Origin of the sequence: Novosphingobium terrae (assembly GCF_017163935.1) — a bacterium.
Classification (GTDB): domain Bacteria; phylum Pseudomonadota; class Alphaproteobacteria; order Sphingomonadales; family Sphingomonadaceae; genus Novosphingobium; species Novosphingobium terrae.
This window is the reverse complement of record NZ_JABVZR010000001.1, coordinates 655,659-674,599: the sequence shown is the minus strand read 5'-3', so window position 1 is coordinate 674,599 and position 18,941 is coordinate 655,659. Positions and strand designations below refer to the sequence as shown.

At 64.0% G+C, this 18,941-nt stretch carries 20 protein-coding genes and 2 tRNA genes; 6 read left to right on the top strand and 16 right to left on the bottom strand.

What is annotated here, in order from left to right; translation table 11 throughout:
* Positions 1-421: 421 nt before the first annotated feature.
* From fabG to HGK27_RS03160, 3 genes are all read right to left on the bottom strand, one after another.
* Positions 422-1,162, bottom strand: coding sequence for a 3-oxoacyl-[acyl-carrier-protein] reductase (gene fabG, locus HGK27_RS03170; protein WP_206242763.1), 741 nt, complete (start codon positions 1,160-1,162; stop codon positions 422-424).
* The gene (gene fabD, locus HGK27_RS03165; protein ID WP_068094202.1) at positions 1,162-2,100 is read right to left on the bottom strand and encodes an ACP S-malonyltransferase; all 939 of its coding nucleotides are present in this window, start codon (positions 2,098-2,100) and stop codon (positions 1,162-1,164) included. The genes fabG and fabD overlap by 1 nt, the downstream gene beginning before the upstream one ends.
* A 288-nt stretch (positions 2,101-2,388) precedes the next feature.
* Complete coding sequence (locus HGK27_RS03160) at positions 2,389-3,213, bottom strand: LD-carboxypeptidase (protein WP_206238675.1); 825 nt, start codon at positions 3,211-3,213, stop codon at positions 2,389-2,391.
* A 78-nt stretch (positions 3,214-3,291) separates the two neighbouring features.
* Here HGK27_RS03160 and HGK27_RS03155 point away from each other — a divergent pair, with 78 nt between their 5' ends.
* The 5 genes from HGK27_RS03155 to HGK27_RS03135 all read left to right on the top strand — a co-directional run bounded on the left by HGK27_RS03155 (position 3,292) and on the right by HGK27_RS03135 (position 8,156).
* Positions 3,292-4,734: a glutamate ligase domain-containing protein gene (locus HGK27_RS03155; RefSeq protein WP_206238673.1), complete on the top strand. Its 1,443-nt coding sequence runs from the start codon at positions 3,292-3,294 to the stop codon at positions 4,732-4,734.
* Between the two features lie 426 nt (positions 4,735-5,160).
* Positions 5,161-5,523, top strand: a complete 363-nt coding sequence (gene rpsF, locus HGK27_RS03150; RefSeq protein ID WP_206238671.1) for a 30S ribosomal protein S6 — start codon at positions 5,161-5,163, stop codon at positions 5,521-5,523.
* A gap of 3 nt (positions 5,524-5,526) precedes the next feature.
* A complete protein-coding gene (gene rpsR / locus HGK27_RS03145) occupies positions 5,527-5,751 on the top strand; it encodes a 30S ribosomal protein S18 (RefSeq protein WP_068094520.1) in 225 nt (74 codons plus the stop codon).
* A 12-nt stretch (positions 5,752-5,763) separates the two neighbouring features.
* Complete coding sequence (gene rplI, locus HGK27_RS03140; protein WP_206238669.1) at positions 5,764-6,363, top strand: 50S ribosomal protein L9; 600 nt, start codon at positions 5,764-5,766, stop codon at positions 6,361-6,363.
* Positions 6,364-6,725: 362 nt separating this feature from the next.
* Positions 6,726-8,156, top strand: coding sequence for an AMP nucleosidase (locus tag HGK27_RS03135; RefSeq protein ID WP_206238668.1), 1,431 nt, complete (start codon positions 6,726-6,728; stop codon positions 8,154-8,156).
* A 243-nt stretch (positions 8,157-8,399) separates the two neighbouring features.
* On the opposite strand, the gene HGK27_RS03130 is transcribed toward HGK27_RS03135, so the two are convergent.
* On the bottom strand, positions 8,400-9,161 hold the full coding sequence (locus tag HGK27_RS03130; protein ID WP_206238666.1) for an alpha/beta fold hydrolase: 762 nt from the start codon (positions 9,159-9,161) through the stop codon (positions 8,400-8,402).
* 151 nt (positions 9,162-9,312) lie between these two features.
* Here HGK27_RS03130 and HGK27_RS03125 point away from each other — a divergent pair, with 151 nt between their 5' ends.
* Entirely contained in the window at positions 9,313-9,972 is a 660-nt protein-coding gene (locus HGK27_RS03125; protein ID WP_206238664.1) for a hypothetical protein, read from the top strand.
* A gap of 143 nt (positions 9,973-10,115) precedes the next feature.
* On the opposite strand, the gene HGK27_RS03120 is transcribed toward HGK27_RS03125, so the two are convergent.
* From HGK27_RS03120 to HGK27_RS03065, 12 genes are all read right to left on the bottom strand, one after another.
* The gene (locus tag HGK27_RS03120; RefSeq protein ID WP_206238662.1) at positions 10,116-11,141 is read right to left on the bottom strand and encodes an aspartate-semialdehyde dehydrogenase; all 1,026 of its coding nucleotides are present in this window, start codon (positions 11,139-11,141) and stop codon (positions 10,116-10,118) included.
* Between the two features lie 220 nt (positions 11,142-11,361).
* Positions 11,362-13,638: a S9 family peptidase gene (locus tag HGK27_RS03115; RefSeq protein WP_206238660.1), complete on the bottom strand. Its 2,277-nt coding sequence runs from the start codon at positions 13,636-13,638 to the stop codon at positions 11,362-11,364.
* 119 nt (positions 13,639-13,757) lie between these two features.
* Positions 13,758-14,126 carry a 50S ribosomal protein L19 gene (rplS, locus tag HGK27_RS03110; RefSeq protein WP_206238658.1) on the bottom strand — a complete coding sequence of 123 codons (369 nt, stop codon included), beginning with the start codon at positions 14,124-14,126 and terminating at the stop codon, positions 13,758-13,760.
* A complete protein-coding gene (gene trmD, locus HGK27_RS03105; protein ID WP_206238655.1) occupies positions 14,123-14,872 on the bottom strand; it encodes a tRNA (guanosine(37)-N1)-methyltransferase TrmD in 750 nt (249 codons plus the stop codon). Before trmD ends, rplS begins: the two co-directional genes overlap by 4 nt.
* Positions 14,869-15,177 (bottom strand): hypothetical protein, encoded by a 309-nt coding sequence (locus HGK27_RS03100; RefSeq protein WP_206238653.1) that lies wholly within the window; start codon positions 15,175-15,177, stop codon positions 14,869-14,871. The genes trmD and HGK27_RS03100 overlap by 4 nt, the downstream gene beginning before the upstream one ends.
* Before the next feature lie 5 nt (positions 15,178-15,182).
* On the bottom strand, positions 15,183-15,506 hold the full coding sequence (locus HGK27_RS03095) for a hypothetical protein (RefSeq protein WP_206238651.1): 324 nt from the start codon (positions 15,504-15,506) through the stop codon (positions 15,183-15,185).
* 3 nt (positions 15,507-15,509) lie between these two features.
* Positions 15,510-16,016: a ribosome maturation factor RimM gene (gene rimM, locus HGK27_RS03090; protein ID WP_206238649.1), complete on the bottom strand. Its 507-nt coding sequence runs from the start codon at positions 16,014-16,016 to the stop codon at positions 15,510-15,512.
* 7 nt (positions 16,017-16,023) lie between these two features.
* Positions 16,024-16,440 carry a 30S ribosomal protein S16 gene (gene rpsP / locus HGK27_RS03085; protein ID WP_206238647.1) on the bottom strand — a complete coding sequence of 139 codons (417 nt, stop codon included), beginning with the start codon at positions 16,438-16,440 and terminating at the stop codon, positions 16,024-16,026.
* A gap of 43 nt (positions 16,441-16,483) precedes the next feature.
* Positions 16,484-17,968, bottom strand: a complete 1,485-nt coding sequence (gene ffh / locus HGK27_RS03080; protein ID WP_206238646.1) for a signal recognition particle protein — start codon at positions 17,966-17,968, stop codon at positions 16,484-16,486.
* A 175-nt stretch (positions 17,969-18,143) separates the two neighbouring features.
* A tRNA-Ala gene (locus HGK27_RS03075) sits at positions 18,144-18,219 on the bottom strand.
* 29 nt (positions 18,220-18,248) lie between these two features.
* A tRNA-Ala gene (locus HGK27_RS03070) sits at positions 18,249-18,324 on the bottom strand.
* A gap of 144 nt (positions 18,325-18,468) precedes the next feature.
* Positions 18,469-18,786, bottom strand: coding sequence for a TIGR02300 family protein (locus tag HGK27_RS03065; protein WP_068091772.1), 318 nt, complete (start codon positions 18,784-18,786; stop codon positions 18,469-18,471).
* Positions 18,787-18,941: the final 155 nt, after the last annotated feature.

The following is an 18,941-nucleotide window of genomic DNA, read 5'->3' as shown; positions in this document are numbered from 1 at the left end:
CCAAGGCACCCCTGCGCGGCCATTTCGGACTATCTTCCTTAGCGCGCCCTTGGCCTTCGGCAAGTGCGAAGCAAGCGCCTGAACGCGATTCTGGGGATAATTCGATGGGTTTCGATTAGGAGAACATGCCTAACAGGAGGTTAATGCTCCTGCGAAGGCTTTGGAGGGGCGGATTCGGGGGAGGAAAAGAGAAATGCGAGGGGGTTATCCCCTCGCGCTCCCATGACGTCTTCCGACGCTTGGGCAGTGGCGCACGAGCGTTGCGCCCCACCTCTCCACCTGCGCGGCCTATGGCGCCGCAGGCATCAAATGCCCTGCCTGCGGCGCCGCGACCTTAATCCAAGGCCGAACCCATAGCGCCCACGCAGACAGTCATGGGAGCGCGAGGGTGTAACACCCTCGCACCTATCTTTTTCTTCAATCAGGCAAACATCGCCATGCCGCCATTCACATGAATGGTCTGGCCGGTGACATAGCCCGCTTCCTTCGAGGCCAGGAACGCCACCGCAGCGCCGATATCCTCGCCCTCGCCCATGCGGCCCATCGGGATGCGGCCGTTCAGCGCTTCCTTCTGGGCGTCGGGCAGCACGTCCGTCATGGCGGTGCGGATAAAGCCCGGCGCCACACAATTGACCGTCACGTTGCGGCTCGCCAGTTCCTGCGCCAGCGACTTGCTCATGCCCACAAGGCCAGCCTTGGCGGCGGCATAGTTCACCTGACCGGGATTGCCGGTGGCGCCCACCACGCTGGTCACCGAGACGATGCGGCCAAAGCGGGCCTTCATCATCGGCTTGGTCGCGGCGCGCATCAGGCGGAAGGCGGCCTCGAGGTTGATGCGGATCACCGCATCCCATTCCTCATCCTTCATCCGCATGGCGAGGTTGTCGCGCGTGATGCCCGCGTTGTTCACGAGGATGTCCAGCTTGCCCAGAGCAGCCAGCGCCTCCGGCACCAGCTTCTCGACCGATTCCGGGTCCGAGAGGTTGCAGGTGATGGCAACGTGGTCGCCGCCCAGCTCGGCCTTGAAGGCCTCCAGCTTGTCGGCATTGCTGCCCGAAAGCACCAGACGCGCGCCCTGCAAGGCCAGAGCCTTGGCCACCGCGCTGCCGATGCCACCGCTCGCGCCGGTTACCAGCGCGGTCATTCCTTCAAGCGAAAACATCATGCGATCTCCTTCAGCAGCGCCTCGATATCGGCCATGGAGATGACGCTGGTCACCTTCACATCCGTCACGCTGCGCGAAATCATGGGGCCAAGCACCTTGCCGCCCAGTTCGACGAATTCCTCGACGCCCGCCGCCTTCATGGCGATGATGCTCTCGCGCCAGCGCACGCGGCCCGTCACCTGCTCAACCAGCAGGGCCTGCACGGTGGCGGGATCGGTCACGACATCGGCGGTGACATTGGCGAAGAGCGGCACCGAAAGCGCGCCCGGCGAAACCTTGGCCAGCGCCTCGGCCATGGCGTCGGCGGCAGGCTGCATCAGCGGGCAGTGGAAGGGCGCGGAGACCGGCAGCGCGACGCCGCGCTTGATCCCATGCTCCTTGACCAGAGCGATAGCCCTCTCGATCGCGCCCTTGTGGCCCGACAGCACGACCTGCCCCGGATCGTTGTCATTCGCGACGGTGCAGACCTCACCCTCGGCAGCCGCAGCAGCCAGAGCGGTCGCCTTGTCGATATCGGCGCCCAGCAGAGCCGCCATCGCGCCAACACCCACCGGCACCGCCGCCTGCATCGACTGCCCGCGCAGCTTGAGCAGACGCGCCGTATCGGCAAGGCTGAAGGCGCCAGCAGCGCACAGCGCGGTGTACTCACCCAGCGAGTGACCGGCCACGAAATCGGCCTTGTCGGACAGGCGGAAACCGCCCTCCTTCTCCAGCACGCGCAGCGTGGCAATGGCATTGGCCATGATCGCGGGCTGGGCGTTCTCGGTCAGGGTCAGCTGGTCCTCTGGGCCCTGCGCCATGATCTCCCACAGCTTCTGGCCCAGCGCCTCGTCAACCTCCTCGAACACCTCGCGGGCGATGGGGCTGGCCGCCGCCAGATCGACACCCATGCCGACCTTCTGGCTGCCCTGCCCCGGAAAAACAAATGCACGCATCTTGGCTATCCCTTGAAATCTGGGGCCGCGAGTTATTGCGGTTAGAGCTTGGGTGCAAGGGGGTGGAGGTTTGACAAGGGGTGAAAGGAAGGAAATGCGAGGGGGTTACCCCCTCGCGCTCCCATGAATGTCTACGTGGCGCTTTGGGTTCGGCCTTGGCGCTTCGGACGCCGCGCCGCAGGCTTTAAGGCCGCTGCGCGGCGGGGAGTTACTACGCAAGGTTACGGTTTGCACGCCCTATCGCCGGGAGACGTAACGGGGGTGCAGGGGGCGTAACGCCCCCTGCTTTCAACGTCTTACCTGCTTCCCAAACGGCACGATCCGGTTCGCAGCGTCATGCCCGATCTGCGCCTCCCCCAGAAACGGGATGGAGTGCCGGTGACACCAGTCCTGAGCGATCTGCAAAGGCGTCGCCCCGAACTCCCGGTCGTTTTCCGGTACGGCGGAGACTCGCCCCAACCGCAGCCCCGCGATCCCGCCCAGATGTGCCGTGGCATGGAAAAATAGGCGGTCAACGGCGTAGAGATGCTCGCTGACCTCTTCCACCATCACCACATGGTTCGCGAGGCCCGGCATCAGCGGCGTGCCCGCCAACATCGCCAGCGTGGTGAGGTTCAGCGCAACAACGGGATGTTTTTCCTCGCCAAGGCTGGGTTCCAGACCATCCGAGGCGCCAGTCAGCCAACCCAAGGCGCGGCGCAGGGCCTCATCACCTCCCGAGCGGCGGCCATCGCCAACCATCGGTCCGTGCACGGGGCGGCCGATCTTCTCGCGATAGAGCCCGGCCAGCAGATAGCCCAGATCTGAATAGCCAAGGTAGGCCTTGTGCCGCGCCGCCAGCGAAAGCTGCCCCAACGCCTCCCCCGCAATGCGGTTCGAGCCATAACCGCCGCGTGCGAACCACACCGCATCGAAAGCGGGATCGTTGGCGCAATCGAGAAAAGCCGCGAGGCGCACCGCATCCGGCCCGGCGAAATGGCCGCTCGCCGCGAAGCATTGCGGGTGGAAATGCAATTCGGCATCGGGAAATTCGGCGGCGATGGCCTGAGTGCGCGCCACATCCTCGGGCGTGATCGGCGTTGCGGGGGCGCAGATGGCGATGCGTGTGGGCATGGGAGGAGGGATAGCCTCTGGCGGCAGGCAAAGGCAACGCTCTTGCCCTTTGGCGCGGCGCCGCATAGGCCCGCCCGCATGACCGAGAACAGCACGCTCACCTCTCACCCATGGTTCTTCTGCGGCATCGGCGGATCGGGCATGCTGCCTCTGGCGCTGATCCTGCGAGGGTTGGGCGCTGAGGTGGCCGGTTCGGACCGGGGCCGCGATCAGGGGCGCACGCCGGAAAAATTCAGCTGGCTGGAAAACCTTGGCTTCACGCTATTCCCGCAGGATGGCAGCGGCATCACCGGCGCCCAGCAGGTGCTGGTCGCCTCCGCCGCCGTGGAGGACACCGTGCCGGAAATGGTGCGCGCCAAGGAACTGGGCTGCCCGCGCATGAGCCGGGCGCAGTTGCTCTCCGAACTGTTCAACGCCTCGGCCTATCGGCTCGCGGTGGGGGGCACCAGCGGCAAGAGCACGGTCACTGGTATGATCGGCTGGATCATGACCGCTCTGGGCCGTGACCCCACGATCATGAATGGCGCGGTGATGAAGAATTTCCGCGCGCCCGATGCGCCTTTCGCCAGCGCGCGGGTGGGCAGCGGCGGGCTGTTCGTGTCCGAGGTGGATGAGAGTGACGGCTCCATCGCGCTCTATCGCCCGAGTGTGGCGGTACTGAACAATGTCAGCCTCGACCACAAGAGTCTGGAGGAACTGCGCGCTCTGTTCGGCGATTTTCTGGCGCGAGCCGATGTGGGCGTGATCAATCTGGACGATGTCGAGACGGCGGCGTTGGCGGGGCGTGCGAAAAAGCTGGTCACCTTCGGGATCGACAGCGCCGAGGCCGAGATCAGCGTGGTGCCCGGCAGCATCGTTGAAGGGCCGACCAGCATTTCTGCGCAGGTGATCGACACCGTGGGTTCGAATCCCACCCTGTCCACCACATTCAACCTCTCGCTGAAAGTGCCCGGTCGCCACAACCTCGCCAATGCCCTTGCTGCCATCGCCGCCGCGAAGGCTGCAGGCATACCCGTCAGCGATGCCGTTCAGGCGCTGGCTGGTTTCGAGGGCCTTGCCCGTCGTTTCGATATCGTCGGCACCTCGCCCTCGGGCATCACCGTGATCGACGATTTCGGCCATAATCCGGACAAGGTCTCGGCCACGCTCAAGACGCTCAAGAGCCACCCCGGGCGCATCATCGCCTTCTTCCAGCCTCACGGCTATGGCCCGCTTCGCCAGATGGGCTCGGAACTGGCACAGGTCTTCGCCGACCTGCTCGATCCCGAAGATCACGTCATCCTCTGCGATCCGGTCTATTTCGGCGGCACGGTGGATCGCTCGGAAGGCTCCGAACGCATCATCAGCCTGATTGCGCAGGGCAGCGCTTCCGCGCCTCACGCCCGGCATATCCCGACTCGCGAAGCTTGCGGTGAGGCCATGATCGCCCTCGCGCAGCCCGGAGATCGAATCGTGGTGATGGGCGCCCGGGACGATACGCTCAGCCTGTTCGCCACCGATCTGTTAAAGGGGTTGAAGTAAGAGACATGCGAGGGTCATCACCCTCGCGCTCCCTTTAATGTCTACGCTGCGCCAAGGGTTCTTCGGCAGAGCAACGTCGCTGCGCCGCAGGCAGCAACTCCGGGCACAGCTTTGGAAGCATGGGCTTTAAAGCCTGCGGCGCCACAGGTAACGCAGGTGGATCGTCCGGGCGCGACGGTCGGGAACCCCTGCCCATGAGCCGGAAGACGTCATGGGAGCGCGAGGGGGTAACCCCCTCGCCCTTAACCTTCTGAATCTCCCTCAACCCCCGATTTCCCTTGCTTTCGCGCTGCAATCCTCTATGCGCCCACCCTTCTGAAAGCGCGGATTCGCAGGCCGCGCGTATGGACATGCGAAGAAAGCCGGAGGGGCCCCGCAATCCCGCGGATCAGCCAACGATCGGTTACACAAGTGAAGGAAGTTGCCGTGGCTCTTTATGAGCACGTGTTCCTGGCTCGCCAGGACCTGAGCCAAGCGCAGGTTGATGCGCTGGCCGCCACCGCCACCGAGATCGTCGAGAGCAACAACGGCAAGGTCACCAAGACCGAGACCTGGGGCCTCAAGGGTCTGGCTTACAAGATCAAGCGCAACCGCAAGGCGCACTTCGTGCTGCTGAACATTGAAGCCCCCGCCGGCGTCGTCGCCGAGCTGGAGCGTCAGACCAGCATCAACGAAGACGTCATCCGCTTCATCACCGTCCGCGTTGACGAGCATGAAGCTGGTCCCAGCGTGCAGATGCGCAAGAACGACCGCGAGCGCAGCCGTCGCCGCGACCGCGAGGAGGCTTGATCCATGGCTCGTGCATTTTTCCGTCGCCGCAAGTCCTGCCCGTTCTCGGGCAAGAATGCTCCCAAGATCGACTTCAAGGACGTGCGCCTGCTTCAGGGCTTCATGTCCGAGCGTGGCAAGATCGTGCCCAGCCGCATCACCGCCGTTTCTGCCAAGAAGCAGCGTGAGCTGAGCCAGGCCATCAAGCGCGCCCGCCACGTGGGCCTGCTGCCCTACCTCGTCAAGTAAGGGAGAAGACCCATGCAGATCATTCTCCTCGAACGCATCGAGAAGCTGGGCACCATCGGCGACGTCGTGAACGTCAAGGACGGTTACGCCCGTAACTTCCTGCTGCCCAACAAGAAGGCGCTGCGCGCCAACGAAGCCAACCGCAAGGTCTTCGAAGCCAACCGCGCCCGCATCGAGTCGGAAAACGCCGCTCGCCGCGATGACGCTGTTGCCCAGTCGGGTGACGTGGAAGGCAAGACCGTGGTCCTGATCCGTCAGGCCTCGAACGCCGGCCAGCTGTATGGTTCGGTTTCGGTGCGCGACATCGCCGAAGCTCTGAACGAGCAGGGCGCCAAGGTGACCAAGGCCATGATCGTGCTGGAAAAGCCGATCAAGTCCATCGGCATCGTCGACGTGCGCGTTGCGCTACACCCCGAAGTGTCGGTTGCCGTCAAGGTCAACGTTGCTCGCTCGCCCGACGAGGCCGAGCTGCAGACCCAGGGCGTGAACGTGATCGACGCCCTGTTCGACAATGAGGTCGGCGGCTTCACCGAAGCCTATGACCCCAACGCCGAACCCGGCGAGATCCCGACCGACCTGCTGGACGAGTCGGCCGAGGGCGAAGAGGCGTAAGCTTCTAACACCTCGCGTGATTTCGGAAGGGGCGCCTTTAGGGGCGCCCCTTTTCGTTTGTGGGGTTGTTAAGGGGTTTAAGAAGGAAGATGCGAGGGGGTTACCCCCTCGCGCTCCCAGAACGTCTCCCGACGAAACGATAGCGGCACCCGATCCTTGCGCCCGACCTCGCCGCGCCGCAGGCATCGTATTGCTTGCCTGCGGCGCTGCGACGTTGCTCCATCGCCGAACCCGTCGCGCGACGTAGACATTAAAGGGAGCGCGAGGGTGATGACCCTCGCATCTTCCCTTCCTTTCATCCCCTGAAAAACACCCCTTATCCGGTCCTTGCGCCGTCACACGGCTGCGTTACACTCACGCGCATGCAAAACATTGAAAACGTCATTTCCGATCTGAGCCGCATTTACGACGCGGCCGTTGCCACCCTGCGCGCCGACATTCTGGCCTATGCCGAAAAGGGCACCCCGCCCCCGGCCGAGCGCGTGATCGAGCGCGCCTGGTGCTATCCCGAGCTGCGCATCCATTACGCCGGGCGAGAGACCCATCCGGACGCCAGCCGCGCTTTCGGTCGCCTGCCCTACACCGGCACCTATTCGACCACGGTGACGCGCCCTCAGCTCTACGCGCAGTATCTGACCGAGCAGCTGGACCTGCTGGCCGCCGATTACGCCATCGAGATCGAGGTGGGCCGCTCCACGCAGCAGATCCCCTTCCCTTACGTGCTGGATGCCTCAGCGCCCGTCAGCACCAAGCCTTCGGAACTGGCGCTGCACTTCCCCGCCACCGAACTGGCGCTGATCGGCGACGAGATCGCCGATGGCATCGATCTGGGCCGGGTGGACGATTCGATCCCGCTTGCCCTGTTCGACGGGCTGCGCACGGATTTCTCGCTGGCGCGTCTGGCGCATTACACCGGCACGGATACCGACCACTTCCAGCGCTTCATCCTGTTCACCAACTATCACCGCTACGTCGATGAGTTCGTGGATTGGGCCGGCACCCAGCTGGGGAAAAACGGGTATACAGCCCTGTCGGGAGCCGGTGGATTGTATGTGGATCAGCCTGTGGACAACGCCCGCGCGCGTCTCTCCGACACCGCCTGGCGCCGCCACCAGATGCCCGCGTACCACCTGATCGGCCCGAACCGCAGCGGCATCACGCTGGTCAACATTGGCGTGGGGCCCTCCAACGCCAAGACGATCTGCGACCACCTCGCCGTGCTGCGCCCCGAGGCATGGCTGATGATCGGCCACTGCGGGGGCCTGCGCGACACGCAGCGCATCGGTGACTATGTGCTGGCCCACGCCTATCTGCGCGACGATCACGTGCTCGACCCCGTTCTCCCGCCCGAGATCCCCATCCCCGCCATCGCCGAGGTGCAGCTTGCCCTGGCTCAGGCTGCGGAGATCATCAGCGGCGAAACCGGCGCGAATCTGAAAAAGCGCATGCGCACCGGCACTGTCGTCACCACCGACGACCGGAACTGGGAACTGCGCTATGCTTTGTCGGCTCAGCGTTTCAGCCTGTCGCGCGCGATCGCCATCGATATGGAGAGCGCCACGATCGCGGCGCAGGGCTATCGTTTCCGCGTGCCCTATGGGACGCTGCTCTGCGTCTCCGACAAGCCGCTGCATGGCGAGATCAAGATGCCGGGGCAAGCGAACCGCTTTTATGAGGAGGCCATCGCCTCGCACCTGAAGATCGGCACCATGGCCTGCGAATTGCTGCGCGCCGAGGGGCAGAAGCTCCATTCGCGCAAGCTGCGGGCTTTCAATGAGCCGCCGTTCCGGTAAGAAGGAAAGATAGATGCGAGGGGGTTACCCCCTCGCGCTCCCATAACGTCTTCCGACGCAAGAGCAGTGGCGCCCGGTCCTTGCGCCCTAACTCTCCCTCTGCGCTATCCAAGGCGCCGCAGGCATCAATCCATCTTCCTGCCTGCGGCGCTGCGACGTTGCTCTATCGCCGAACCCGAAGCGCTACGCTGACAAAACCCGGGAGCGCGAGGGTGTAACACCCTCGCATTCTCACTTCCTTCTTCAACCTTCAGTCAAAAACGCCAGAATAGCCGCCCCCATGGCCTTCTGCGTCACCGAGCCCATATGCGTGCCGGGCACCTCGACATAGCGCGCATCGGCCAGCACCTCGGCCAGTTTCGGCGCCGAGCCATTGTCCTGATCGACATCGCCGCACACCACCAGCACCGGCTGCGTGATCTTCGCCAGAGCCTCGGGCGGGGTATCGTCCACGCTGCCCAGCAGCAGGCGGGCGGCAACGTGATCCACCTTCTGCGCCTTCATGAACTGCTGGGCGATATAGGCAGGGTCGCCATGCTTGATGGTGCCGAAACGGTCGATCACATCGATGAAGAAGGCGCTCCGCCCGATCCAGCCCGCCAGCCCTTCCAGCCCCATGCCGCCCAGCACAAGGCGGCGCGGCGACAGGCCGGAGAGCACGCCGCGCGTCACGGTACGGGCGCCCAGCGAGAAACCGCCGAGATCGTAATCCGTCAGGCCGAGATGCTCGATCAGGATCAGCAGGTCCTTCACCAGCACGTCCTCGGGGTAGCTGGCGGGGTCATGCGGCGCGCTGGACTGCCCATGGGCGCGCAGGTCGGGCATGATCACGCGGAAGCCCGCATCGACCAGCAGGGCGGCGTGGCCGTACTTCACCCAGTTGATCTGGGCGGAAGAAAACAGCCCGTGAACCAGCACAACGGGTCGGCCATCCTCGGGCCCGGCCATGTGAAGGGCCAGTTGATCGCCGTTGAAGCCTGCAAAAAAGCCAGTCGTTACGTCCATTTGTCCAGTCTCTCTGCTGTGCCGTGGCCCCGAAATCTCCCGATACATGAACCTAAGAAAACAACAAGCACGGTAAAATGTTCATGGAACAGGGCGGGCTGCGATCTGTTCTGCCTACTAGTTTCAACTGGTAGCTCCGAAAGGACAGGACATGTTGACCGTTAAGTCGAAGATCATCGCTCTGAGCGCGACCGCCCTTGCTCTGGGTCTGGCCACTCCGGCCATGGCGGGCAAGGCCGACCGCGCCCGTGAAGCCATTTCCGCCGCCGAGGCCAAGCTGCAATCCGCCGATCAGGCGGGCGCCGCCCAGATGCTGACGGCAGAGCAGGCCAGCGCGCGTGAGGAATTGAATCACGCCAAGGAAGCTCTGGCCAGCGGCCACAAGGATGACGCCATTGCCTCGGCCAATCATGCCTCGGCCATGGCAGAGGCCAATCTGGGCGAGGTGCAACATCGCAAGCAGGCGATGAACAACGCCCGCGTGCAGGCCGCGCATGAGCAGGCCGCTGCCGCCAATGCCCAGGCTCAGGATGCCCAGGCTCAGGTGGCGGACGCCAATGCCCGTGCCGAGCAGGCCAACAATGCGGCGGCCAGCGCCTCAGCTGATGCCAATGCTGCCCGTCAGGCCGCAGCCGCCACGGCAGCCGCCGCTGCGGACCAGCAGGCCAAGCAGCAGGAGGTGGCTGTGACCACGACCACCACCTCGCCGCGCCGCAAGGTGGTTCACACCAAGGTGGTGCGCAAGGCCCCGGCCCATAACAGCGCCAATGTGGCCACCAGCACCACGACCACGACCGTTCGCACGCAGTAACCCCTAGACTGCCTTCACGTTTTCGTGGCCGCATCGTTTTTGCGAAAGGCCGGTCCCGCTTTTCGCGCGATGCTCCAACAAAAAGCCCCTGCCGGTGCGAACCGACAGGGGCTTTTTCACGCCTTCACAAGACGGGCTCTGGCTCAGCCCTTCTTCAGATGGCGGCGGCCCAGCAGCTCGGCGATCTGCACGGCGTTCAGGGCAGCACCCTTGCGCAGATTGTCCGAAACGCACCACAGAGCCAGACCGTTCTCCACGGTCGGGTCTTCGCGCACGCGGCTGACATAGGTCGCGCTGTCGCCCGCCGCCTCGACGGGGGTGACGTATCCACCGTCCTCGCGCTTGTCGACCAGCATGATGCCGGGGGCTTCGCGCAGGATGTTCTGGGCTTCCTCGGCGCTGATCTCGTTCTCGAACTCGATGTTCACCGCTTCGGAGTGGCCGACGAAGACCGGCACGCGCACGCAGGTCGCGGTCAGCTTGATCTTGGGATCGAGGATCTTCTTGGTCTCGACCACCATCTTCCACTCTTCCTTGGTGAAGCCGTCATCCAGGAAAACGTCGATATGCGGGATCACGTTGAAGGCGATCTGCTTGGTGAACTTCTTCGCATCGGCCTGATCGCCCACGAAAATGCCGCGGCTCTGCTCGAACAGCTCGTCCATGCCTTCCTTGCCCGCACCCGACACCGACTGATAGGTGGCGACGACGACGCGCTTGATCTTGGCGGCATCATGCAGAGGCTTGAGCGTCACCACCAGCTGCGCGGTCGAGCAGTTGGGGTTGGCGATGATGTTCTTCTTGGCATAGCCGTCGATGGCGTCCGGGTTCACCTCGGGCACGATCAGCGGCACATCGGGGTCCATGCGGTAGAGCGACGAATTGTCGATCACCACGCAGCCCTGGCTGGCGGCCTTGGGAGCGTAGATCTTCGTGGGCTCGCTGCCCGCCGCGAAGAGGGCGATGTCCCAGCCGGTGAAGTCGAAATGCTCGATGTTCTTGACCTTGAGCATCTTGCCGGTCTCGCCGAACTCGACCTCGGTGCCGGTCGAGCGCGAGGAGGCAACGGCGGCGACCTCATCGATCGGGAATTCCCGCTCGGACAGGATGTTGAGCATTTCGCGGCCCACATTGCCCGTGGCACCGACGACAACAACACGATAACCCATTTCACTCACTCCTTGGCCGGTGGAGGGGCTGGCCAGCCCCTTGCGGCCCGTTCCATCGCGATCAGAGACGCATGATCGCTTGGCTGTACACTGGCCGAATCACGATGCGAACAGGCATCATGATCCGGAATCTTTGCGGTCGCGTGATGGTCGCAAAAACCGGTTCCCACTTTTTGCTATCACGCTCCGGGCGGTCGCGTGATACCCATCACCCGCCAGATTACGGCGGCGTCACTCCGTGCCGTGCCAGGAAGGCGAAAATCGTATTCCACACATGGACGCTGATCTTGGGCCCGCTCACGCGGTGGGTGTAGCCGGGATACAGCATCATCTCGAAAGGCTTGGCCTCGGCCTGGAACTTGGCGATCAGGGCCGAGGAGTTCTCGAACACCACATTGTCGTCCGACAGGCCGTGGATCAGCAGCAACGGGTCGCTGATGTTGCTGGCCTTGCCCAATACGCCCGCCGCCTCATAGGCCGCAGCATCCGTCTTCGGATCGCCCATATAACGCTCGGTGTAATAGGTGTCGTAGAGCTTCCAGTCGGTGACCGGCGCGCCCGCGATGCCCGCCGCATAGAGCCCCTGATCAGCCGACAGCATCTTGAGCGTCATATAGCCGCCGTAAGACCAGCCATAGGTGGCGATCTTCTTGCCATCGACATAGGGCAGCGTTTTCAGGAAATTGGCGCCATCGCGCTGATCCGAAACCTCAATCGTGCCCATGGCGTGCCAGATCGCGCTTTCAAAATCGACACCGCGATTGGGCGAACCGCGATTGTCCAGCTCGAAATAGATGTAGCCCTTGGCCACGATGGCTTCGGCCAGCGGGCTGGTCCAGCCCTTGCTGACCACCTGTGAATGCGGGCCGCCGTAATGCTCGAAGAACACCGGATAGACCTTGCCCGGCTGCAGCACGGGGGTGATCATCTTGTAATGCAGCTCGGTGCCGTCGGCGGCCTTGATGGTGCCGAAGGTGGGCGCGCGGTGCGCCGCCAGATAGGGCGCGTAAGGGTGATCGCCCGCGATGCGGTTCTCTTCCACCCAGGTCAGGCGCTTGCCGGTGTTGTCGGCCAGATAGACCTGCGGCGGCTGGCTGGGGCCGCTGCGGCTGACCAGCAGCATCTGCGCGCTGCGGTCCACCGTGGCGCTGTTGGCATAGCCCAGCTCGGTCAGGCGCTGCGGCTGAGCGCCAGCGTGGTTGTAATCCAGCGCATAGACCTGCGGGGCCAGCACATCGTCCCTGGTGCCGGTGAAGGTGAGCTTGCCGCCCTTCTCATCCACGCCATCGAGCGAGGTGACCACCCACTGGCCCTTGGTCAGTTGGGTCCACGTCCCCGGCGTTCCTGCCTTTGGGGGCTCGAAACGATAGAGATGGCCGAACCCATCGCGCTCCGACCGCCAGATCAGCGTGCCATCCTTGAGGAAGCGGTAATCGTCGGTGACGTTCAGCCACATCTTGGGGCGCGCCGTTTCGCTGAACAGCACGGTGGTCTGGCCCGTCTCCGGGTCAGCCTTCAGCACATCCAGCTTCGTCTGGTCGCGGTTCTGGCGCTGCACATAGAGCGCCTTGCCATCCGGCGCCCAATCGACGCGCGTGACATAGATGTCCTTCTCGGCGCCCAGATCGACCTGCACCTTGCCGGAGCCATCCGCCTTGACGATCCAGATGCTGACCTCGGCATTGGGCGTGCCCGCCGCCGGATAGCGCTGATCGAAGGTCTTGGTGCCAGTGGCGCCGATGGACGTGCGCGTCACGATGCCGACATGGGCCTCATCGAAACGCTCGATGGCGACCAGCTTGTCGCCGGGCGACCACCATGCACCCTTGAAGCGCGCCATTTCCTCCTGCGCCACAAACTCCGCCTCGCCCCAATGGACGGTTTCGGAGGCTTCGGCAGGTGTGATCGCCAGCGGCGTGCCACCCGACACGGGCACCACCCAGAAACGGCGGTCACGCACAAAGGAGACATATTTGCCCGTGGTGCTGAGTGCCGGGTTCAGCGGATCGGCGCCGGTCTCCAGCTTCTGCACATGGCCATCGAGGCTGGCGAGATAGAGCGCGCCATCCAGCGGCACCAGAACGGCCTTGCTGTCCGCCGCCCAGCTGTAGCTGATGATGCCCTTGAGATCGCCGACGCGCAGACGCTCACGCTGCATCTTCTCCGCTTCGGACAAAGCAGCGCCGGAGGACAGCGTCTTGCTGTCGATCAGCATCTTCCACTGGCCGCTCTTGCGGTCGAAGCCCCAGAGGTCATAGCGCTCGCGCTCATCGGCGCGCGGGCGCAGCATGGTGAGCCAATGGCCATCGGGCGACAGCTTCACACCGCGCGGCGTCGCACCCGAGAGGCTGGGGCTGGCGAACACGCGATCCAGCGTCAGCACGCCGCTTTCCTGTGTCTGCGCCTTGCTCACGCCCGCATCTCGCGCGGCAACGGGAACCGAGGCAACAAGACAGGTCGCTGCAAGCAGGGCAGCGGAAAAGCGGGCAAAATGCATGGCAAGGAGGCGTCCTCGGCAGAGAAATGGCGGGAAGAAAAGCAAAAAGGCGCCCTGGCTGGTGTAGCCGGGGCGCCTTTCCTAGAACGATCTGTTCACTACCGCTAGCGGTAAGGCGATCAGCCTTCCTGGCGGGTGTCGCGACGCTCGGCGATACGAGCGCGCTTGCCGGTGCGGCCGCGCAGATAGTACAGCTTCGCACGACGCACCACGCCGCGACGGACGACGGTGATCGAATCGAGGTTGGGCGAGTAGAGCGGGAACACACGCTCCACGCCTTCACCGAACGACATCTTGCGCACGGTGAAGTTCGAGTTGATGCCGCGGTTCGAGCGGGCGATCACAACGCCTTCATAGGCCTGGACGCGGGTACGCTCGCCTTCGACGACGCGCACGCCGACGCGCACGGTGTCACCGGGACGGAATTCGGGAATGGTCTTGCCGGCCTTGGCAATTTCCTCGGCCTCGATCTGCTGAATCAGGTTCATCGACCTGTGTCCTTCTTTTCGCGCCGCGCGCCAGAGGCAGACTGACCCGGAACGCCACCGTGGCGCTCCCATAGATCGGGCCTGCGTGACCGAGTATCATCCTCTGCCTGTTGTTTCCGCCAGGCAGCGATTTTTCCATGATCCCCCGATCGCAGCACTTCAGGGATCAATCGCCCTTCCCACTCAGGGGGTCGGGTGTAGTGGGGGTATTCAAGAAGGCCGCTTTCAAACGATTCTTCTTCCCCACTCAAGGCCGCGCCCATTACGCCGGGAAGCAGCCGAATGCAAGCGTCAAGCAGCATAAGCGCCGCCGGTTCGCCGCCGGAAAGGATGATGTCTCCTACCGAGACCTCTTCCACCTCACGACCGGCGAAAATTCTTTCGTCAAAGCCCTCGAAACGGCCGCACAGCACGATCACGCCGGGGCCTGCCGCCAGTTCGCGCACGCGGGCTTGCGTGAGCGGTTTGCCGCGCGGGGTCATCGCGATGACGGGGCGATTCGCCGGGCCGTTCTCGCGGGCATGATCGACGGCGCGGGCCAGCACATCCACCTTGAGCACCATGCCCGCCCCGCCGCCAGCAGGCGTGTCGTCAACGGTGCGGTGCTTGTCCTGCGCGAAATCGCGGATCTGCACGGCGTCGATGGCCCATTTGCCCTCTTCACGCGCGCGGCCAGCCAGGCTGACGCCCAGCGGTCCGGGGAACATCTCGGGGTAGAGGGTGAGGACGGTGGCAGAAAAAGTCATGAGCGCTTCCGCACAATGCCGACAAAGGAAAGCAGGAAAGCCGCCACCAGCAGCATGCCGATCATGCGCAGCGAGAAGGCGACCGAAATGGCCACCGCCGGGCAAGGCGTAGTATTCGCGCCGGGGCAGGAAGACGGTGAAAACCACATCCATGCCGCCATCAGCGCAACAGCCACCGGCAGGGTAAAAGACGCCACAACGCGCTGTTTCAACGGCGACCAGCGCTTGTAGAACACGCGCACGCCCAGCAGCATGCCGCCTTGCAGCAGCAGGGACCACAGGAATGTCATCACCAGAGCAGGCATGGGGCTTACTCCTTGCGCAAGGCCACAGCGGAGACCGCAAGGCCGAGAATCGCACTCGCCGCGCTCAGCAGCAAGCCCGCCGCGACGAGCATGGGGTCAAAACCGCAGGCATCGACGCTGCATGAGGTCGGGGGCCACACAAAAATACGGATCAGCGCCAGCATTGGCAGCACGGCCACCAGCAAGGGCAGAATCAGGCCACTCACCGTAATCTTGCGCCACCGGGGCCAGTCAGGCTTCTCGCGGCGCACCATCCCGGCAAAGGCATAGGGCGCGCCCGCAAAAAACAGCGCGATCGCAATCAGAACGATGGAATTGCCCAAGCTCATCCGTCAGCCCTCCGCGTAAGCGGCGGTCACGATCAGGCGTTCTTCATCCCACTCAGGCACGGCTTCCACGCGCATCGGCACCATAAAGCGGACAGGCTTGGCGCCATCCTCGCCCTTGGGCTTTTCGATTTCCAGCACGTCACCCGCGCCGTAATTCTCGATGGCGATCACGATGCCCAGAGGCTCGCCCTCACTGGAGACGGCGGACAGGCCGAGCAGATCGGCGTGGTAATATTCGCCCTCGCCCAAAGGCGGCAGGGCATCGCGGGGCACGGTCAACACCGTTCCGCGCAGGCGTTCGGCGGCGGTGCGGTCCGCGATCTCGGCGAAGCGGGCAATCGCGCCGCCCTTGCCGTCATCGCGCAACGCCTTCACCGTGAAGGCCCCTTCGTTGAAGGCGCGGTAGCGCTTGAGCCCCGCCACGCCTTCCCCGAACAGCTTGAGACGCACCTCGCCCGTGATGCCATGGGCGGCGGTTATGGCCGCCATGGTCACGGGCTTGGCACGCATGTACCGATTACTCGGAAGCAGCTTCGGCTTCGGCAGCCGGAGCTTCGGCCGGAGCAGCAGCGGCCTCGGCGGCAGCAGCAGCAGCGGCAGCAGCCTTCTCAGCCTTGTCCTCGGCGCGCTCGGTGGCCTTCTTGCCGGGGACGGCCTTGTTGGGGTTGTTGGTGGCAGCGCGTTCCTTGATGCCGGCCTTGTCGAGGATGCGGGCAACGCGGTCGGTCGGCTGGGCGCCAACGCCGAGCCAGTAACGCACGCGGTCCTCGATCAGGCGCACGCGGTTCTCGTCATCCTTGGCGAGGATCGGGTTGTAGGTGCCGACCTGCTCCAGGAACTTGCCGTCGCGGGGCGAACGGCTGTTGGAGACGACGACCTTGTAGTAGGGGCGCTTCTTGGAACCGCCGCGCGACAGACGCATGGAAACCGACATTGCTGTTACCTTTCGATTTTAAACTGTTGAATTGCGTTAAAGTTTATTTCTTGAAGAGCTTGGAGAGATCGGGAGCACCACCGGCACCCAGACCCGGCAGCCCGCCAGCGCCGCCGAGACCACCAAGCCCCCCTGCACCGCCGCCGCCAAGACCGCCCATTCCGCCGCCGCCCATGCCGCCAAGGCCACCCTTGCCGAACAGCGCCGCGAGGCCGGACAGGCCGCCCATCTTCTTGATCTGCTTCATCGCGCGCTCCATTTCCTGGTGCATCTTGATGAGCTTGTTCACATCCTGAACCTGCACGCCGCTGCCCTTGGCAATGCGGATCTTGCGCTTGGCGTTCAGCAGGTCGGGCTTGGCGCGCTCCTTCGGCGTCATCGAACCGATGACAGCATCCATGCGCAGCAGCACCTTGTCGTCCATGCCGCTCTGCTGCATCGCCGCCTTGGCCTTCTTCATGCCGGGCAGCATGCCCGCGAGCATGCCGAGGCCGCCCATCTTCTGCATCTGGCGCAGCTGGGTGCGCAGGTCGTTCATGTCGAACTGACCCTTGGCCATGCGCTGGGCCAGCTTCTCGGCGTCCTCGGCCTCAACCGCCTGCGCCGCCTTTTCGACCAGCGACACAACGTCGCCCATGCCCAGAATGCGGCCCGCGACGCGGCCCGGCTGGAACACCTCGATGGCATCCAGCTTTTCGCCGGTGCCCGCAAACTTGATCGGCTTGCCGGTGACAGCACGCATCGAGAGCGCCGCACCGCCGCGCGCATCGCCATCCATACGGGTGAGGATCACACCCGTCAGATCGACCTGGCCCGAGAAGGCCTGCGCCACGTTCACCGCATCCTGACCGGTCAGCGAATCGACGACCAGCAGGGTTTCCTTGGGGGTCGAGATGGCGGCAACCGCCTTCATCTCGTCCATCAGCTGATCGTCGACATGCAGGCGGCCCGCGGTGTCGAGCATCAGCACGTCGATGGCCTGCAGCCTGGCGCTGTGGAGCGCGCGCTCGGCAATGGCGGTGGGGGTCTGGCCGGCGATGATCGGCAGGGTGGCAACGCCCACCTGCTCGCCCAGCACCTTGAGCTGTTCCTGCGCGGCGGGGCGGTTGACGTCGAGCGACGCCATCAGCACCTTCTTGCCCTGCTTTTCCTTCAGCAGCTTGGCGAGCTTGGCCGTGCTGGTGGTCTTGCCCGAGCCCTGCAGACCGACCATCATGATGACGACCGGCGGCGCGGCATTCAGATCGAGACCGGGGACATCCTGCCCACCCAGCATCTCGACCAGCGCATCATTGACGATCTTGATGACCTGCTGGCCCGGCGTCACCGAACGCAGCACGTTGGAGCCAATCGCGGCTTCCGTCACGCCATCGATAAAGCGGCGCACCACCGGCAGGGCAACGTCGGCCTCCAGCAGGGCAATGCGCACTTCGCGCATGGCCTCGCGCACGTCAGCCTCGGTGAGCGCACCGCGCCCACGCAGCTTGTCGAACACACCGCCAAGGCGATCGGACAGATTGTCGAACATGTCCTTGCCACTCCTGCCGGGACGGATGAACCGAGCCCATAACACGCCAAAAACGCCGGTGGGCGAAACCTCGCCGACCAGCGTTCGCCGCATCATACGGAAAAACGCCGGCGGACGAAACCTCGTCGGCCAGCGTAACGCCCGGATGCAAGCGATACTAAACTCAATGTCTCGATGGTGGAGCCTAGCGGGATCGAACCGCTGACCTCCTGCATGCCATGCAGGCGCTCTCCCAGCTGAGCTAAGGCCCCATATCCATCGGGATCAATATGTTATCAAATGGTGGAGCCTAGCGGGATCGAACCGCTGACCTCCTGCATGCCATGCAGGCGCTCTCCCAGCTGAGCTAAGGCCCCGTAACCATTTGAACCGAAACGTCCCTGGGTGGTTCGTTCCGTCCCTGCCTTCCGGCCGGGCCGCCCCACTAGGAGGCGAGCCCAACCTTGGCAAGAAGTTTTTTCGCGAAGCTGTCAGAAAAATGAAAACTCCGCGAAAAACCCTTAGACCTCGTCCGGCTCGTCGTCGTGACCGGCCACGCCCAGATCGTCGTCGCCGCCCAGATCGACGTCATTGTCCGGCGAATCGCCGTCATCGTCGATGTCCAGATCGTCCTCATCCGCCAGATCGCCATCGGGCGTTGCGGATTCCTTCTTCTGGATTTCCTCATAGGGGATGGGCTGCTTGCTCTTGAGCACCGGCTCGGGCGTCCAGGCATAGCCGCATTCGATGCAGGTAACCGGGTCGCTGTTGCCCAGGTCATAAAAGCGGGTGCCGCATTTCGGGCAACCGTGCTTGGCGCCCCATTCTGGCTTGACCATGCTGTTCCTCACTGATGCCGCCGGATGTGGCGGGCCCGCGCCTTCCGGCGCGGAAAAATAACGTCATGATGCATTACGAAGAAGGCGCAAAGCCCCCCGAAGCGCGACGCGCCTTGCCATAGCTGGTTCGCGCTGTCAAAAGCCGCGCGATTGGC

Coding starts and splice junctions, on each gene's coding strand:
- fabG (WP_206242763.1), bottom strand. CDS start 1,162: ATGTTTTCGCTTGAAGGAATGACCGCGCTGGTAACCGGCGCGAGCGGT.
- fabD (WP_068094202.1), bottom strand. CDS start 2,100: ATGCGTGCATTTGTTTTTCCGGGGCAGGGCAGCCAGAAGGTCGGCATG.
- HGK27_RS03160 (WP_206238675.1), bottom strand. CDS start 3,213: ATGCCCACACGCATCGCCATCTGCGCCCCCGCAACGCCGATCACGCCC.
- HGK27_RS03155 (WP_206238673.1), top strand. CDS start 3,292: ATGACCGAGAACAGCACGCTCACCTCTCACCCATGGTTCTTCTGCGGC.
- rpsR (WP_068094520.1), top strand. CDS start 5,527: ATGGCTCGTGCATTTTTCCGTCGCCGCAAGTCCTGCCCGTTCTCGGGC.
- rplI (WP_206238669.1), top strand. CDS start 5,764: ATGCAGATCATTCTCCTCGAACGCATCGAGAAGCTGGGCACCATCGGC.
- HGK27_RS03135 (WP_206238668.1), top strand. CDS start 6,726: ATGCAAAACATTGAAAACGTCATTTCCGATCTGAGCCGCATTTACGAC.
- HGK27_RS03130 (WP_206238666.1), bottom strand. CDS start 9,161: ATGGACGTAACGACTGGCTTTTTTGCAGGCTTCAACGGCGATCAACTG.
- HGK27_RS03125 (WP_206238664.1), top strand. CDS start 9,313: ATGTTGACCGTTAAGTCGAAGATCATCGCTCTGAGCGCGACCGCCCTT.
- HGK27_RS03120 (WP_206238662.1), bottom strand. CDS start 11,141: ATGGGTTATCGTGTTGTTGTCGTCGGTGCCACGGGCAATGTGGGCCGC.
- HGK27_RS03115 (WP_206238660.1), bottom strand. CDS start 13,638: ATGCATTTTGCCCGCTTTTCCGCTGCCCTGCTTGCAGCGACCTGTCTT.
- rplS (WP_206238658.1), bottom strand. CDS start 14,126: ATGAACCTGATTCAGCAGATCGAGGCCGAGGAAATTGCCAAGGCCGGC.
- trmD (WP_206238655.1), bottom strand. CDS start 14,872: ATGACTTTTTCTGCCACCGTCCTCACCCTCTACCCCGAGATGTTCCCC.
- HGK27_RS03100 (WP_206238653.1), bottom strand. CDS start 15,177: ATGCCTGCTCTGGTGATGACATTCCTGTGGTCCCTGCTGCTGCAAGGC.
- HGK27_RS03095 (WP_206238651.1), bottom strand. CDS start 15,506: ATGAGCTTGGGCAATTCCATCGTTCTGATTGCGATCGCGCTGTTTTTT.
- rimM (WP_206238649.1), bottom strand. CDS start 16,016: ATGCGTGCCAAGCCCGTGACCATGGCGGCCATAACCGCCGCCCATGGC.
- rpsP (WP_206238647.1), bottom strand. CDS start 16,440: ATGTCGGTTTCCATGCGTCTGTCGCGCGGCGGTTCCAAGAAGCGCCCC.
- ffh (WP_206238646.1), bottom strand. CDS start 17,968: ATGTTCGACAATCTGTCCGATCGCCTTGGCGGTGTGTTCGACAAGCTG.
- HGK27_RS03065 (WP_068091772.1), bottom strand. CDS start 18,786: ATGGTCAAGCCAGAATGGGGCGCCAAGCACGGTTGCCCGAAATGCGGC.